Origin of the sequence: Brevibacterium permense, assembly GCF_013280495.1 — a bacterium.
GTDB classification, from domain to species: domain Bacteria; phylum Actinomycetota; class Actinomycetes; order Actinomycetales; family Brevibacteriaceae; genus Brevibacterium; species Brevibacterium permense.
The window spans coordinates 40868-56710 of sequence record NZ_JABSSX010000003.1; the positions used below are offsets into that span (position 1 = coordinate 40868).

The 15843-nt window shown below is 65.1% G+C and carries 12 protein-coding genes; 7 read left to right on the forward strand and 5 right to left on the reverse strand.

From position 1 onward, the window contains the following. Window positions 1–22 precede the first annotated feature (22 nt). The 5 genes from HK353_RS05160 to HK353_RS05180 are packed head-to-tail and all read right to left on the reverse strand — an operon-like array spanning window position 23 to window position 5422. Window positions 23–1309 (reverse strand): DUF58 domain-containing protein, encoded by a 1287-nt coding sequence (locus HK353_RS05160; RefSeq protein ID WP_173153362.1) that lies wholly within the window; start codon window positions 1307–1309, stop codon window positions 23–25. Then, on the reverse strand, window positions 1310–2395 hold the full coding sequence (locus HK353_RS05165; protein ID WP_173153365.1) for an AAA family ATPase: 1086 nt from the start codon (window positions 2393–2395) through the stop codon (window positions 1310–1312). It abuts the gene before it with no gap. Continuing rightward, the gene (locus tag HK353_RS05170) at window positions 2392–3651 is read right to left on the reverse strand and encodes a DUF4350 domain-containing protein (RefSeq protein ID WP_173153369.1); all 1260 of its coding nucleotides are present in this window, start codon (window positions 3649–3651) and stop codon (window positions 2392–2394) included. The genes HK353_RS05165 and HK353_RS05170 overlap by 4 nt, the downstream gene beginning before the upstream one ends. Next, window positions 3648–4376, reverse strand: coding sequence for a DUF4129 domain-containing protein (locus tag HK353_RS05175; RefSeq protein ID WP_173153375.1), 729 nt, complete (start codon window positions 4374–4376; stop codon window positions 3648–3650). The genes HK353_RS05170 and HK353_RS05175 overlap by 4 nt, the downstream gene beginning before the upstream one ends. Next, the gene (locus tag HK353_RS05180) at window positions 4373–5422 is read right to left on the reverse strand and encodes a DUF7847 domain-containing protein (RefSeq protein WP_173153380.1); all 1050 of its coding nucleotides are present in this window, start codon (window positions 5420–5422) and stop codon (window positions 4373–4375) included. Before HK353_RS05180 ends, HK353_RS05175 begins: the two co-directional genes overlap by 4 nt. Before the next feature lie 344 nt (window positions 5423–5766). On the opposite strand from HK353_RS05180, the gene mtrA reads away from it, so the two are divergent. The 7 genes from mtrA (at window position 5767) to secA (ending at window position 15841) form a co-directional block, all read left to right on the forward strand. Further along, a complete protein-coding gene (mtrA, locus tag HK353_RS05185) occupies window positions 5767–6447 on the forward strand; it encodes an MtrAB system response regulator MtrA (protein WP_062861422.1) in 681 nt (226 codons plus the stop codon). Beyond that, the gene (mtrB, locus tag HK353_RS05190; protein WP_173153384.1) at window positions 6444–8423 is read left to right on the forward strand and encodes an MtrAB system histidine kinase MtrB; all 1980 of its coding nucleotides are present in this window, start codon (window positions 6444–6446) and stop codon (window positions 8421–8423) included. Before mtrA ends, mtrB begins: the two co-directional genes overlap by 4 nt. Then, window positions 8420–10150 carry an LpqB family beta-propeller domain-containing protein gene (locus HK353_RS05195; protein ID WP_245395809.1) on the forward strand — a complete coding sequence of 577 codons (1731 nt, stop codon included), beginning with the start codon at window positions 8420–8422 and terminating at the stop codon, window positions 10148–10150. The genes mtrB and HK353_RS05195 overlap by 4 nt, the downstream gene beginning before the upstream one ends. Before the next feature lie 166 nt (window positions 10151–10316). Further along, a complete protein-coding gene (locus tag HK353_RS05200; RefSeq protein ID WP_173153386.1) occupies window positions 10317–11039 on the forward strand; it encodes a ComF family protein in 723 nt (240 codons plus the stop codon). A gap of 66 nt (window positions 11040–11105) precedes the next feature. Beyond that, window positions 11106–11768 carry a ribosome hibernation-promoting factor, HPF/YfiA family gene (gene hpf / locus HK353_RS05205; protein ID WP_173153388.1) on the forward strand — a complete coding sequence of 221 codons (663 nt, stop codon included), beginning with the start codon at window positions 11106–11108 and terminating at the stop codon, window positions 11766–11768. Window positions 11769–11854: 86 nt separating this feature from the next. Beyond that, on the forward strand, window positions 11855–13096 hold the full coding sequence (locus HK353_RS05210; RefSeq protein ID WP_245395810.1) for a winged helix-turn-helix domain-containing protein: 1242 nt from the start codon (window positions 11855–11857) through the stop codon (window positions 13094–13096). A gap of 54 nt (window positions 13097–13150) precedes the next feature. Beyond that, on the forward strand, window positions 13151–15841 hold the full coding sequence (gene secA / locus HK353_RS05215) for a preprotein translocase subunit SecA (protein WP_173153405.1): 2691 nt from the start codon (window positions 13151–13153) through the stop codon (window positions 15839–15841). The last annotated feature ends 2 nt before the right edge of the window (window positions 15842–15843 follow it).

Below are 15843 nucleotides of genomic sequence, written 5' to 3' on the forward strand. Positions count from 1 at the left end.
GCGCCGCTGAGCGGGGTCGCGGTCACAGCCCGCCGGAGACCTTGAGTCGGATGTAGAGATCGGCCAACGCTCCGGGAAGCTTCTCCGGCAGAGCCTGGACGGAGGAGATGCCGAGTCCGCGCAGCCGAGACTGCAGCGACGCCGTCGCGAGCATCTCGGCCTCGGCGGCGGCCGCTGTATAGACGTCGTCGGCGTCGCCGCGCCGGGCAGCCAGGTCCTCAAGTGCGGGATCTTCGACTCCGGCGATGACGACCCGGTGGTGTGCAGTGAGAGTCGGCAGCACGGGCAGGATGTCCTCGGCGATGGTCGCCTCATCGAGCTGAGTGACCAAGACGACGAGCGCCTGCTGCCGGGAGGTCTGCAGAACCGCAGCGGCGATCGACTCCCAGTTCGCCTCGTAGAGCTCCGGGTACACAGGCGTCAGCGCCACCGACAGGTCATGGACCGGATCATGAGCCCGATGGCTCGACGCGACGGCCCGCACCCGGGCATCGGCGACGATGACATCGACCCGATCGCCGGCACCCGTGGCCAGAGCCGTCAGCAGCAGTGACGCCTCGAGCGCGGCGTCGAAGACCGTTCCCTCACCACAGCGACGGGCGGCGAACCGGGAGGAATCGACGACGATGACGACGCGACGATCCTTCTCCGGCCGCCAGGTTTTGACCACGAGATTCTGCGCGCGAGCGCTGGCTCGCCAGTCGATCGACCGGACATCGTCACCGTCGACGTAGTCGCGCAGCGAATCGAATTCCGTGCCCATTCCGCGGATCATCACCGCGGATCGTCCCTCGAGCTCCCGCAGCTTCTGCGTCTTCGACGGCAGCTCCCTCCGGGACACGAAAGGTGGCAGCACGCGCACAGAGGCGGGAACATCGATGCTCTTCTGCCGATGGATCAGCCCGAGCTTGCTGCGACTGCGCACGGTCACCAGATCGCCGGGCAGCGCGCCGCGTCTAGTCGGCTCCAGATCGGTGATCACCTCTGTCTGCTCGCCCGGTTCAAGCACGTGACGAGAACGGGTCTCGACCGCCCCGGCACTCGGTGCCCAGGCGTCGCGGACGTGAAGGCGCAGCCGGCGGCTGGTCCCATTGATGAGAGTCAGCGTGCTGTGGGTGCTGTCGCCGAGGCGGACCATCGGTCCCGGTGTGCGCTGGACTTCCAAACCGTGGATCCGGGGAACGAAGAAGAAGTCGAGGACCGCTGCCAGGACGATCACACCGGCCACGATCAGGGCCGTCGGCCATGTGGGCACCAGCATGACGGGCACGAGGCCGAGGAGAGTGAGCAGGAACAGTCGGGTGGTCATTCAGCGGGGCACTTCGGTCGTGGCGATGATCGAGTCGAGGACCTGACCGACGTCCAGACCGTCCATCTGCGCCTCTGGGCGCAGGATGACCCGGTGCGACAGCGACATATGGGCCAGAGCCTTGACATCATCGGGGGTGACATAGTGCCGACCGCTCAGCCACGCATGAGCGCGGGCGGCTCCGAGCATCCTCGTCGCTCCGCGAGGTGAGACGCCCAAGGCCAGGGACGGGGTCTGGCGGGTAGCTCGGGCGAGGTCGACGATGTAGGTGATGATCTGCGGGGCGATGTAGATCTTGGCGATGGCTTCGCGGGCCCGGCCGATGAGTTCGGCATCGGCGACCGGACGCAGACCTGCCGCGGCCAGGGATCCGGCGTCGAAGCCTCGGGCGTGACGGTCGAGGATCTCGAATTCGTGATCCCGTTCGGGCAGGTTGAGGACGAGCTTGAAGAGGAACCGGTCGAGCTGAGCCTCCGGGAGCGGATAGGTGCCTTCGTATTCGACGGGGTTCTGTGTGGCTGCGACGAGGAACGGTTCGGGCAGCTTCCGTGACCGTCCCCCGACGGACACCTGATGCTCCTCCATCGCCTCGAGCAGGGCCGACTGGGTCTTCGGCGGGGTGCGGTTGATCTCATCGGCTATGAGGATGTTCGTGAACACCGGGCCGGGACGGAATGAGAAGTCCGAGGCGGACGCGTCGTAGACCAGCGAACCGGTGACATCGCTGGGCATGAGGTCGGGAGTGAACTGCACACGGGAGCTGTCCAGGCTGACCGCGGCGGCGAAGCTGCGCACGAGCAGAGTCTTCGCCACTCCGGGAACCCCTTCGAGAAGCACGTGACCTTGGCACAGCAGTGCGATGAGCATTCCCGTCACTGCCTGTTCCTGGCCGACGACGGCCTTGGCGATCTCGGTGCGCACACCGGTGAACGCCTCTCGGACCGGGTCCGGTTCAGCCTGCGGAGCCTGCGCGCTGTCCGCAGCGGGGGGCTGCGGCGCGACCGGCTCCTGGGGCCGCGGTGCGGCCGGCGGCTGAGGGGCAACCGGTTCCTGAGGATTCGTGGGGCCCTGGGGCGGCTGGGTCATGGGATCTCACTTTCGATCTGGGTGAGCTGATGGACGAGTTCGGTGAGTTCGGCGTCGGTGCGAACCGGTGCAGAGACGAAGACATGGTGGAGACGGCCCGGATCTGTCCCCGTGACGGTCGCGATGCGAGCGATGATGTCGGGGGTCCGGGCATCGGGGCTGAGACCCAGTCGTTTGGCGATGCGCAGCAGTGCTCCGGCCCGCAGAGTGTGCAGCGCCCCGTCCCGATCGTGGCTGCGCGAACTCAGGGCGGCCCGGCCGTGCACGGTCTCCACGGCCGGCACGATGACCGGCAGCCGTTCGAGAGCCAGCGGCCCGAACCGGCGCCCGATGACGAGCAGCAGGACGAGGAGGCAGGGGACCAGCCACAGGACTCCTGCGAGGAACCAGCCGGGCACGAAATCGATCGTCGACGGAGGCGACTGCTCCTGTCCCGAACCTTCGACGGTCGGATAGTAGACGACGAGGTTCTGCGTCTGGGACAGCTGCGAGAGCACGAGGGAGGCATTGCCCTCTTCGTCGATGTTCTCATTGGTCACCCAGTCGGGGTTGCCGAGCACGGTCAGCGGGACGGAACCGCCCGAATCGGTGAGGAACTGTCCGCGCGCAGACCCGGGGGCCACCTCGGTGCCGTCGATCTCAGCGACCCCGGGGCCGGTGAACGGATAGCAGGCGGTGATCCCCTCGGTGCCCTTCTTCGCCTCCGCGTATTCGACCTCGCCGGTGGTCACGGCACCGGCGCTGCGGGCGATCGGTGAGTCGCAGGCCGGTGTGGAGGTGGCCTCGGGATCGGCCAACGGGCTGAGGTTGTCGTTGACGGTGAGCCGGTCGGTGAACTCCGACACCGTCGGACCGGGATCGACGAGGACGAGCCGGTTGCCGTGGGTGCGCAGAGCGTACTCGAGGCCGGCGATGTCTCCGGGTGACAGAGCCGCGGTGTTCGCGGGGATGAGCAGGGTGGTGTCCGGTCGGGCGGCGGCCGAGCGGGCCTGCTCCTGATCTTCGGTGGTGGTGACATCGACGTCATGGTCGCGCAGGGTTTCGACGAGCGCCTTCGTGCCGGTGCGCTCCGTCGAGTCATAGTGCAGCGGCTCTGCGGACTCTTCGTCACCGGTCAGCAGCACGAGCACGATCACGGTGATGAGGATGACGAAGGCCGCGACGATCCACACCGCGGCCGATCGCAGACGAGCGCGCAGCGGGACCCGCGAGGTCGACCGGGTGGCGCGGGCGGCGACATCCAACTGTGCGCTCATACAGCTGCCTCCCGGCGGACCGGAAGTGCGCTCAGCGCCCGGTCGAGAGTGCACAGATCCGCATAGACCTCGCCGAGGCTGCGGTCGGCGCGTGTCTTCGCCGCGCTCTCCTCCCCGTAGCGGAGGTCGTTGAAGACCTCGGCCACCCCGTGGACGGCGGGCCCGTGCTCGGGCAGGGCCGCCTCGGCGGAACGGGCGATCTCACTCGCTGTGGCCGAGGACTCGAGCGAGACGATCTGCTTGACGGACAGGACCGCGAAGATCGCTCGGGATTCGTCGATGACCGCGGTCTCGAAGTCCCCGGCCTGTGCGGCGCGGGCCGCGCTTTCGCGCCACGGGCCCGGTTCTGGCTGGGAGACGACAGGATCGAATGCGGACAGCGGGACGCCGACGCGGCGGAATCCGGCCCGACGCACGCGCCAGACGATGAGGGCGATGATCGCGGCGAGACCGAGGACGACGACGATGAGCAGCCACGGGGAGTTCGCGCCCAGGGCGGCGTTGACGAGCGAATCCCACAGGGAGGACAGCCACCGGCCGATCCGTTCCAAGGGGGTGAGGTCGTTGGCGGCGTATTCCGGTTTCGAGAGTTCGTGCTCGACCCATTCGCGGCCGGTGTCCCGGTCGATATTCGCCGAGGCGGCGCGAAGCTGTGCCGCGCCCGGCAGGGAGGCCGCGGCGGTGTGGAGATGGCCGGCCGCCTCGGTGATGGGGGAGAGGATCATCGGTCCTCCTCGGCGCGGATGAGGACGAGGTCGAGTCCCTCGGAGCGCATCTGCTGATCGAAGAAGCAGACCGTGACCAGGCAGGCGAAATAGGCGAAGAGGACGGCGGAGGAGATGAGCGTGAGTGCGAGCAGCAGACCCACGGAGACGACGGCGATGGCCGCCTGGGCCGTCGTCGACTCGGTTGTCGTCGTCATGCCGACGCCCAGGAGAACCGAGATGATGAAGACGATCGGGGTGATGATGAGCTGGACGAGCTGATTGGACAGGAAGTAACCGAGCGCCAGCTGGCCGAGCATTCGCCAGAAGCCGCGCCCGGTCAGTTTCCAAGAGCGGCGGATTCCGGCACGGACGCTCAGGTCCTCGACCGCGATCGCCGAACCGAGGAACGCCAGGCGCAGATTGACCCAGATGAGCGCGACGAACCACAGCAGGGCGGCCAATGCGGCCCAGACGAAGGCGAGGATCGCCGAATCGGCGCCCAGGAACAGCAGCGTCGGGGCGGTGAGGGCCAGCAGCAGGCCGAGGTTGATTCCACTCATCAGCAGGGTGGCCAGGATGAGGCGCAGGCGGCGACCGGACAGGGACTTCCACGCCATCGACAGAGTGGTCCTGCGGGCGCCGAAGGAGGCGCGGGTGCCGGTGGCGATGATGCCGGAGAGCAGATGGGCAAGCCCCAGGCTGAGCAGGCTCAAAGCGACCGTTCCCAACTGGGCCAGGGCGATGAAACCGGAGGCGGCATCCTCATTGCCGCTGAGGTCGTGGAAGAACGGCAGGAACTGCACTGCGATGAGGGTGCCGATCGCGGTGAGCAGCAGGCTCCAGAGGGAGAAGACGATGAGAGAGGAGCCGATGGACAGAGTCGGGACGAATCGCAGCAGGCGGAAGCCCGAATCCAGCGCCTCGATGAAAGTCAGCGGACGTTTGGGCAGGAGCCCGCGTGGGGGAGGCGGCTGCCATCCGCGCGAGGGCGGGGACGGCGAACGCCGCTGCCACCGGCCGGTGTGCCAGTCGACCTCTGAGGTCCATGCATTCGTCTGTCCCATCACGCCAATCCTGCCATGATTGGCCGGCGAGTGCCGAGAGGCCTCCCTGTCGGATTCGGTGCGCGTCGGCCTTGTCGATCCTAGCCGTCGGGGTAACGGCCCGGGGACGGTTCGGGGTTGGTCTGAGGGGTGATCGGAAAAGGCGATCGGGAGGGAGGTCGGGAGGCCGTTTCGGTGGTCCGCCTCGGGGAACGAATAGCCCGCTGCTGGGGGCCGTGCGTGGCGGCAGCTGAACCGTCGGTCACCGCTGTCGGCGGATCCGGTGCATGAGGCAGTCGACGACGCCCGATAGGCTAGGAGTGTCGAGAACCGAAGAACACGCGAACATAAGGGACAATGGGAGCATGAACGCTCGAATCCTTGTAGTTGATGATGACACGGCTTTGGCCGAAATGATCGGAATTGTGCTCAAAAGCGAAGGCTTCGAGCCCTTCTTCTGCGCCACCGGAGACCAGGCCTTCGAAGAATTCCAGAAGGTCAATCCGGACCTCGTGCTCCTCGACCTCATGCTGCCCGGCAAGGACGGACTCGAAGTGTGCCGGGAGATCCGTGAGATCTCCTCGGTGCCGATCATCATGCTCACGGCGAAGTCCGACACCGTCGATGTCGTCCTCGGCCTCGAATCCGGTGCCGACGACTATGTGCCGAAGCCATTCAAGCCCAAGGAGCTCATCGCCCGTGTCCGCGCTCGGCTGCGGATCTCCGAACCGCAGGCTCCCGAGCTGCTGACCGTCGGCGACGTCGTCGTCGACGTCGCCGGCCACACGGTGACCAAGGGCGGATCACCGGTGTCGCTGACCCCTCTCGAGTTCGACCTCCTCGTCGCCCTGGCTCGCAAGCCGTGGCAGGTGTTCTCCCGCGAGACCCTGCTCGAAGAGGTGTGGGGCTACCGTCATGCCGCCGACACCCGACTGGTCAATGTCCATGTGCAGCGTCTGCGGTCGAAGATCGAACGCGATCCGGAGAAGCCGGACATCATCGTCACCGTCCGCGGCGTCGGCTATAAGGCCGGCCGAGCCGCGTGACTTCCGAGTCAGCCGCGGACGGACCCGTTCGCACCGCGGCCTCGGCATTGAAGACGTTCTGGAACTTCATACTCCGATCGTTCAGCCACTCCCTGCAGGTCCGCATCGTCGTGCTCACGATCGTGCTCACTTCGGTGGCGATCTTCGGCGTCGGCACCTATATGTCCCAGCAGATTGCCCGCGGTCTCTTCGACACCCGCCTGGATTCCCTGTCCTCCCAGACTCGGTCGATCCTGGCCGAGCTTCGCTCCCTGGCGCCCGTCGACGGGCAGGCGGTCACGCAGGACACGCTGAGTTCGCAGCTGTCCTCGATCTACAACCGTTCGGCCGGGTCGGTGTATTCGCTGACCCTGCAGCCGAAGGATCCGAACTCCTCCTTCTCGACGATCACTGCCGGTGGGTCGAACGAGGACGGTGAGGCCACGCAGGTGCCCGTCTCCGATGAACTCCGCGAGGCCATCCGCAAGGCCCCGACCGACGACAAGCTCTACCAGTCGGTGAGCTTGCCCGACGGAACCGGACCGGGTCTGCTCATCACCCAGGAGCTGCAGATTCCGGGCGCCGGCCAGTTTCAGCTCTACTACCTCGGCGACCTCAGCGAACAGCAGGACACGCTCAACTTCGTGCAGCGTTCGATGTTCGTCGCCGCCCTCGTCCTCGTCGTCCTCGTCGGTGCCGTCGCCTGGATCGTCACCCGACTCGTCGTCACACCGGTGCGCACCGGGGCCGAGGTGGCCCGGCTCATCGCCGATGGTGACCTCGACGAACGCATGCCCGTCCACGGCAACGATGAGATCGCCGTCCTCGGTGAGAGCTTCAACGATATGGCCGACACCCTCCAGCACCAGATCGAGCAGATGGAACGGCTGTCGGTGCTGCAGAGGCAGTTCGTCTCCGACGTCTCCCACGAACTGCGGACACCCCTGACAACGATCCGTGCCGCCGCGGACCTCATCTACGATTCCCGTGACGACCTCGACCCCGTCACCGCGCGCAGCGCGGAACTGCTCAACTCGCAGGCAGAACGGTTCGACAACCTGCTCTCCGACCTGCTGGAGATCTCCCGCTACGATGCCGGTGCCGCGGCGCTGGTGCCCAAGCCCGTCGATATCGGCGCGATCGTGACCTCGGTGATCGAGACCGTGTCGATGGTGGCCGACCAGATGGACACCGCCATCGTCGTCCACGCTCCGTCCTCACCGGTCATGGCCGAGGTCGACCGGGTGCGGATCACCCGGATCGTACGCAACCTCGTCGTCAACGCCATCGAACACGGTGAGAGCAACCCCGTCGATGTCTATGTCGCCTCCAACGCCGAGGCGGTGGCTGTGAGCGTGCGCGACCACGGAGTGGGCATGAACGAAGAGCAGGTCGAGCACGTCTTCGACCGGTTCTGGCGTGCCGATCCGGCACGCAAGCGCACCCTCGGCGGGTCGGGTCTGGGCTTGGCGATCTCACTTGAGGACGCGCACCTGCACAACGGCTGGCTGCAGGTCTGGGGCAAACTCGGCGAAGGATCGTGCTTCCGGCTGACGATTCCCAGGCGCCCCGATCAGGAGATCACCTCCTCACCTCTGCCTCTGCCGCCTCGCGATGCGCAGATCCGCGGTTCCGCGCTCGTGGCGGGACCGCTGTCCTCGGACGGCTCCGTCCGCATCCAGACCGGATCGATCCCGATCGTCGTCGAAACCGAGCCGGAGATGCTCGAAGATGACCACGAATCCGTCGTCGAGGCGGCCCCGCAGTCAACATCGCCGGAGACGACCACGACTGCCCTTGAGTCGGTCTCGGACGGTGAGGCGGTGGCCGACGAAGCGCGCATCGCCGATGCGAACCGTTCCGAGTCGGACATCGCCGAGACAGGGGAGCGGTCCCTGGACGTCGGCGATCCGGACCTGGACGGTGACGGCACGGACGTCGGCGATCCGGACCTGGACGGTGACGGCATGGACGACGGAGAAGGAAGACGGTCATGATGCGCACTAAGCCCAGAGGGCTGCGAGTGAAGACCATGTTGGTCTCCGTGTTCACCGCCTTGACCCTCGTCGGCTGCTCGTCGATCCCGACGTCATCGCCTGTCGGCCATATCGAAGACGACTCAGGCGATGCGGGTGCGAACAATGCGCGGATCCCCGACGGTCCCGAACCCGGGGACAGCCCGTCGGACATCGTGCGCGGGTTCCTCCGGGCAGGAGCGGGCGCCGGCAACAACTTCTCCGTGGCCCGGTCATTCCTCACCGAGGGTGAGGCACAGAAATGGAGCCCACAGGAATCGGTGTCGGTGCTGCCCAACGGCACAGATCTCGACTCCTTGAACGTCGGAACCACCTCCGACCAGAAGACGATGAGCATCTCGCCCCCGGTCGTCGGTCTCGTCGACTCCTCCGGAGTGTACAATTCGACCGAATCGGGCACTCGGTCCACGATGGAATTCTCGCTGCGGCAGGAGAACGGGGAGTGGAGGATCTCCTCGGCGCCGGACGGGCTGCTCATCAGCCAGACCGACTTCCAGACGATCTTCCTCAACTATTCGCTGCAGTTCTTCACCTCCGACTATTCGTATCTCGTCCCTGACTCCCGCTGGTTCCTCCGGTCTTCCTCGACCCCGACGGTGCTGATGAACGAGCTGCTCAGCGGACCCGCCCCCTACCTCTCGGGAGCGGTGATCACGTCGATTCCCGATGGTGCCAAGCTCAGCGATTCGGATTCGAACGTGGTGACGATCGAGAACGGCGTCGCCAATGTGGCCCTGGGACCGCAGAACCCGGCCCCGTCCGACCGCGAAAAGGGACTGATCCGTCAGCAGATCGCCACCACGCTGCAGGTCATTCCCTCGATCTCGGCAATCGATCTGAGCATCGGCGGGCAGACGGTTCCGGCCAGTCTGCAGCCGAAGACCGATACGTCGGTCCAGGTGGACGGGCCACCCGTGGTTCTCGCCGACGATCACCTCTCTCGGGTCTCGGGCACCACCGTGGCCAAGGTCGAGAACAGTCCGGATCTGAAGAAGGCGAAGGCGAGCGATCCCGCGGTGTCATTGGATGACTCTCTCTACGTCTATCTGGCCGACGACGGCAAGCAGCTCATGCGGTTGAAGTCCGACGCCGTCGACGCCACTCCGATCCTCAAAGGCGAGAAGCTCGTGCGCCCCAGCATCGATCGCTTCAACACGACATGGACGGGTGAGGCTGAGAACGAGGGCGAGCTCAAGGCGGTCGGTCGTGACGGCAAGTCCTCCACCGTCGCCGCTGACTTCCTCAACGGTCGACAGCTCATCGATATCGAGGTCTCCCGAGACGGCACTCGTATCGCGCTGCTCAGTCGCCACAAAGGGGAACCGTCTCGCGTCGACGTGGTCGGCATCCCCAGGGACAAAGCGGGCAATCCGGCCGGCCATGTCTCTGAAACGCCGATCGAAGTGGGTGCGAACTTCCACGAGATCAAGGATGTCTCATGGGCAGGGTCGACGTCTCTCGTTGCTCTGGCCGCAGAGGAAGGCGAATCAGCGCAGCCGTTCCGCATCGGAGTCACCGGCCCTGCCGAACAGCTCGGCGAGGTCTCGGACGGAAGCCGCATCGCCGGTGGAGTGGACGGACGCTCGATCCTGGTCACCGGTGCCGATGGCGCGCTGTACAGCTACAACTCGAACGCCTGGCAGAAACTCGTCGACGTCGAAGCGAAGGATCCCTCCTATCCCGGTTGACCCGCACAGCATTGCCTGTCCCAGCAGACCTCCGGAGCCTTTCCCTTCCCTGCTGAGCCATGGAGCCTTTTTCTTCCCGGATGGGCCGTCGGGCGGCGGTGCGCGGCTGTTCTGGAAGGCGCCTCATCGCCGGCACCCCGAGCTGGTCATGGAGTAGATTGCTCCCATGGGGCTGCTCGGGGAGTTCGGCGAACTGCTCCTGCCTCGCCGGTGCGCCGGCTGCGGGCGGGAGCACGTGTCCCTGTGCACCCGCTGCCTGCAGCTGCTCGGTGGGATCCCACGGGCGATGGAACCGCGCTACGGCACGATTCCGATCGTCGGGGTCTGCGAATACAACTCTCAGATTTCCAAGATGGTCGTGGGCTTCAAGGACGACGGACGCCGGGACATCCTCGACCCCTTGGCCCTGGCTCTGACCCGTTCGATCGTCGCCGCCCTCGAGCTCATCGGCTACTCGGGTGGGGCGATCCGATTGTTTCCGGCGCCCAGTTCGGATCGGGCCAGACGTCGTCGAGGCGGATCGCATACGGCTGCCCTGGCGAATCGGGCGAAGGAACTGTCGCCGGAGCTGCCCCTGGAAGTCCACGATGTGCTCGCGGCGAAACGATCGCGTGACCAGGTCGGACTCGGGGCGATCGAACGGGCTGAGAATGCGAAGCGGACCCAATATCTCGACCGGAGGAGAATCGCTGAGATCTCGGAAGTCCGTGCCGTGTCGGGCACCGAATCCGCGCCGACGGACCTGCTCATCGATGACTTCTCCACCACCGGCGCAACCTTGGCAGAAAGCGCACGTCTGCTAGCATCGGTGCAGATCAGACCCGCTGTAGGAGCAGTTCTCGGTCTCGGTCGCGGGGGCACTCGATTTGTCTCTCCCTTTACTGTATAACGGTGTTTACCCATCCAAGGGCATGGGATCGGATGAATCCGACGAGCGAGTCGCTAAGGACACATCATGGAAATTGTTGTCAACGGCCGTCAACTGACCATCTCCGACAGCTTTCGAGCCCACATCGAGGACAAGATCGCCAAGGTCGAGCAGCTTGCCCCTCGCGCTCAGCGTGTCGAAGTGCATGTCACACACGAGAAGAACTCCCGCCAGCCCGAGACGAGCGAGCGAGTCGAGCTCACGGTAGTGGCGAAAGGGCCGGCAATTCGGGCAGAAGCCATGGCAAGCGACAAATATGCGGCACTCGATCTGGCATGGGCGAAGCTCGTCGAACGACTGAGGCGAGCGAGGGACCGGCACAAGGTGCCGCGGTCGGGACACCACCGCAAGGAATCCACCGCCGAGGTGCTGGCGAAGATGCCTGTGGCCGAACCGATGGTTCCCGATGCGAACGCCGACGACGCGAAATCTGCAGCGGACCAGAGCGCCGATCAGACGAACGGTCGCATCAAGGCCGAAGGCGATTCGCCGGTGGTGCTGCGAGAGAAGACCTTCACCGCCTCACCCATCGGCATCGAAGAGGCGCTGAACAGAATGGAACTCGTCGGGCACGACTTCTACCTGTTCATCGACGAAGAGTCGAGCAAGCCGTCCGTCGTCTATCGCCGTAAGGGCTGGAGCTACGGAGTCATCGCCCTCGACCACGATCTCGAAGAAGCCACCGACTGACCAATTACTACCTGACGGCGGCCCAGCAACCTCGCGCGAGGTTGCTGGGCCGCCGTCAGGTAGTAATTGGGGTATAGCGTTGGGGTATGCAGAGGATGACACGGGCTGCGGCCCGCAGGACGGCGATCGCAGCGACGGGGCTGGATCGACCGCGACCGGCTAAGGTCACCGCCCGACACCTCAAGAATGTCTTCGCCACCTTGGGACTGACCCAGATCGACTCAGTCGCCCGAGTGGTCCGATCCCACTATCTGCCCTTCTACTCTCGCCTGGGTCCCTACCCGCGGGAGACCCTCGACCGTCTCTTCTACTCTTCTCCGCGCATGGGTGTCGAGTACTGGGCACACGCCGCGGCTTTCGTGCCGCCGCAGACATGGAAGCACTTCGCCCGCGCCCACAGCGAATGGTGGCGCAACGACTTCGGACAGCGCCACCCGGAGACCGGGGAGGAGTTCCGAAACCTCCAGACTCGCGTCCTCACCGCCCTGTCCACCCGGCCGATGACGGCACGTGAAGTCGCCGAGGTGGTCGACCACGATCTGCCGGAGATCCACCGCGGACATTGGGGCTGGAATCCCAGCCAGGTGAAAGTCGCCCTCGAAGCGCTGTTCGCCGGTGGAGTCATCAGCGCCTCGGGACGCAACGACCACTTCGAACGCATCTATGCCCTGGCCCGTGACGTCTCACCAGAGCTGCCGCAGCTGCCACTGAATTACGGGCCGCCGGAGGATCCTCGGCTGGGGCTGGACGCTAATGCGGAGCTTCCACGCGGAGTATCCGGGGTCGAGAACAATGTCTTCGAACTCACCCGGATCGCGGCACGTGCCCTGGGCATCTCCCGGCCCGAGGACATCGCCGACTACTTTCGGCAGCGGCGGGCACCGACCGCCGCCGCCATCACCGAACTCATCGCCTCCGGAGAGCTGCGCGAAGTCGATGTCGAAGGTGTCTCCGCCTTGAAATGGCATGAAGCTCGGACCCCGCGCACCGTGAACTCTCGAGCGCTGCTGGCGCCGTTCGACCCGTTGGTCTTCTACCGGCCGCGCATCGAATGGCTCTTCGACTTCCACTACCGCATCGAGATCTACACCCCGGCGGCCAAGCGTGTGCACGGCTACTACGTCACTCCGTTCCTCCTCGGTGATCGCCTCGTCGGGCGAGTCGACCTGCACAGGGATCGGGCGGCGGGCATCCTGCGTGCTCACCAGGTGACATGGGAGCCGGGGGAGGAGCACATCACCGAGCTGACGGACGAGCTCATGACGATGGCTGCGTGGTTGGGACTGACCGCCGTGGACCTCGAAGGTACTCACCTGCCATTAAGCTAGGGGCTATACAGTCGTTCGAGTCGTTGTCCGGCAGACATGCCGATTAGGAGAAAAGTGGCTAATTTCCTCGAGAAGCTTCTGCGCACAGGTGAAGGCAGAACTCTGAAGAAGCTCCGCCGATACACGGATGCCATCAATCAGCTGTCCGATGAGTTCAGCGAGATGACGGACACCGAACTGCGGGAGGAAACCGGCCGGTTCAAGGAGCGCTACAAGGACGGCGAGAGCCTCGACTCCCTGCTTCCCGAAGCCTTCGCCACCGTTCGCGAGGCTTCGAGCCGGACCCTGGGTCTGCGGCACTTCGACGTCCAGCTCATGGGCGGCGCCGCTCTGCACCTGGGCAACATCGCCGAGATGAAGACCGGTGAGGGCAAGACTCTCGTCGCCACGGCCCCGGCCTACCTCAACGCGCTCACCGGCGATCCGGTCCACATCATCACGGTCAACGACTACCTGGCTACCTACCAGTCCGAACTGATGGGCCGCGTATTCCGCTTCCTCGGCATGGAGACCGGCTGCATCCAGGCGAATATGCCCTCGGATCTGCGCCGCAAGCAGTACGCCGCAGACATCACATACGGCACGAACAACGAGTTCGGCTTCGACTACCTGCGCGACAACATGGCCTGGTCCGCGGACGAGCTCGTCCAGCGCGGTCATGCCTTCGCCATCGTCGACGAGGTCGACTCGATCCTCATCGACGAGGCCCGCACTCCGCTCATCATCTCCGGTCCTGCCGAAGGCGATGCGAACCGCTGGTACGGCGAATTCGCCAAGGTCGTCAAGCGCCTGAAGACCGATCGCGACTACGAAGTCGATGAGAAGAAGCGCACCGTCGGCGTCCTCGAACCCGGAATCGAACGCGTCGAGGACTACCTGGGCATCGGCAACCTCTACGATGCGGAGAACACCCCGCTCATCAGCTTCCTCAACAACGCCATCCGCGCTAAGGAGCTGTTCAAGAAGGACAAGGACTATGTCGTCCTCGACGGCGAAGTCCTCATCGTCGACGAGCACACGGGGCGTGTGCTCAAGGGCCGCCGCTACAACGAGGGCCTGCACCAGGCCATCGAGGCGAAGGAAGGGGTGAAGGTCCAGGCAGAGAACCAGACCCTGGCGACGATCACTCTGCAGAACTTCTTCCGCCTCTACGAAAAGCTCTCGGGAATGACCGGTACGGCCGAGACCGAAGCCGCGGAATTCATGTCGACCTACAAGCTCGGTGTCGTCCCGATTCCGACGAACAAGCCGATGCAGCGTGTCGACCAGTCCGACTTCGTCTACAAGAACGAGGTCGCGAAGTTCGACGCCGTCGTCGACGATATCGTCGAACGACACGAGACCGGACAGCCCGTCCTCGTCGGCACGACGAGCGTCGAGAAGAGCGAATACCTATCGAAGCATCTGGCCAAACGCGGCGTCAAGCATGAGGTCCTCAACGCGAAGAACCACGCCCGTGAGGCGTCGATAGTGGCGATGGCCGGACGCAAGAACGCCGTCACTGTGGCCACGAACATGGCCGGACGCGGTACCGATATCATGCTCGGCGGAAACGCTGAGTTCCTCGCGGTCGCGGAAATGGAGCGTCGAGGCCTCGACCCCGCCGAGAACGAGGACCAGTACGAGTCCGAATGGCCGGAGGTGCTCAAGGCGGCCGAAGACAAGGTCAAGGAAGAGGCCGAAGAGGTCGTCGAGCTCGGAGGACTCTATGTGCTCGGCACCGAACGCCACGAATCCCGCCGCATCGACAATCAGCTGCGCGGACGCTCCGGCCGCCAGGGAGACCCCGGCGAATCCCGGTTCTACCTGTCTTTGACCGATGACCTCATGCGGCTCTTCGGCTCGGGGGCTGCCGAACGGATCATGGCCACAGCGAACGTGCCCGATGATGTGCCGCTGGAATCGAAGATGGTCTCCCGTGCCATCCTCTCGGCCCAGTCGCAGATCGAACAGCGCAATGCCGAGCAGCGCAAGAACGTGCTCAAATACGATGATGTGCTCAACCGTCAGCGCACTGTGATCTACGATGAGCGCCGCCGTGTGCTCGACGGAGCCGACCTCGAAGATCAGGTCGCGAAGTTCCGTGAAGAGGTCATCGACGCCTATGTCGCCCAGGCGACGACGGGACCAGTCGAGGAATGGCAGGTCGACGAGCTCTTCGAGGCTCTCGGAAAGATCTACTCACCGTCGATCACCCCCGACGACCTCGCCGAGGAACTCGGTGGCCTCGGCAACCTGACGAAGAACCGCCTCAACCAGGAGATCCAGTCCGACATCGCACTGTTCTACTCCCAGCGCGAAGAGGAACTCGGAGAGGACGCCACCCGCGAACTCGAGCGCCGCGTGGTGCTCTCCGTTATCGACAAGCGCTGGCGTGAGCACCTCTACGAGATGGACTACCTCAAGAACGGCATCGGACTGCGGGCGATGGCCCAGCGCGATCCGCTGGTGGAGTACCAGCGTGAGGGGTTCGAGATGTTCACCACCATGCAGGACGGGATCAAGGAGGACGTCGTCCGTCTGACCAACACTCTGCAGGTTCAGGTGACCTCATCGGCCGGCTCCGACGGTGACGAACCCGAGGTCGAGGTCGACGCTGAGGAGCTGCGTCACAAGACTCCCAAGATGCAGCTGTCGGCGCCGTCCGAGGGCGGTTCCGCATCGGTTTCCGAAACCGAGGACGAAGACGAGCCGGCTCCGGCCAATCGCGCCGAACGTCGCGCGAAGAAGAAGGCCAAGAGCTGACT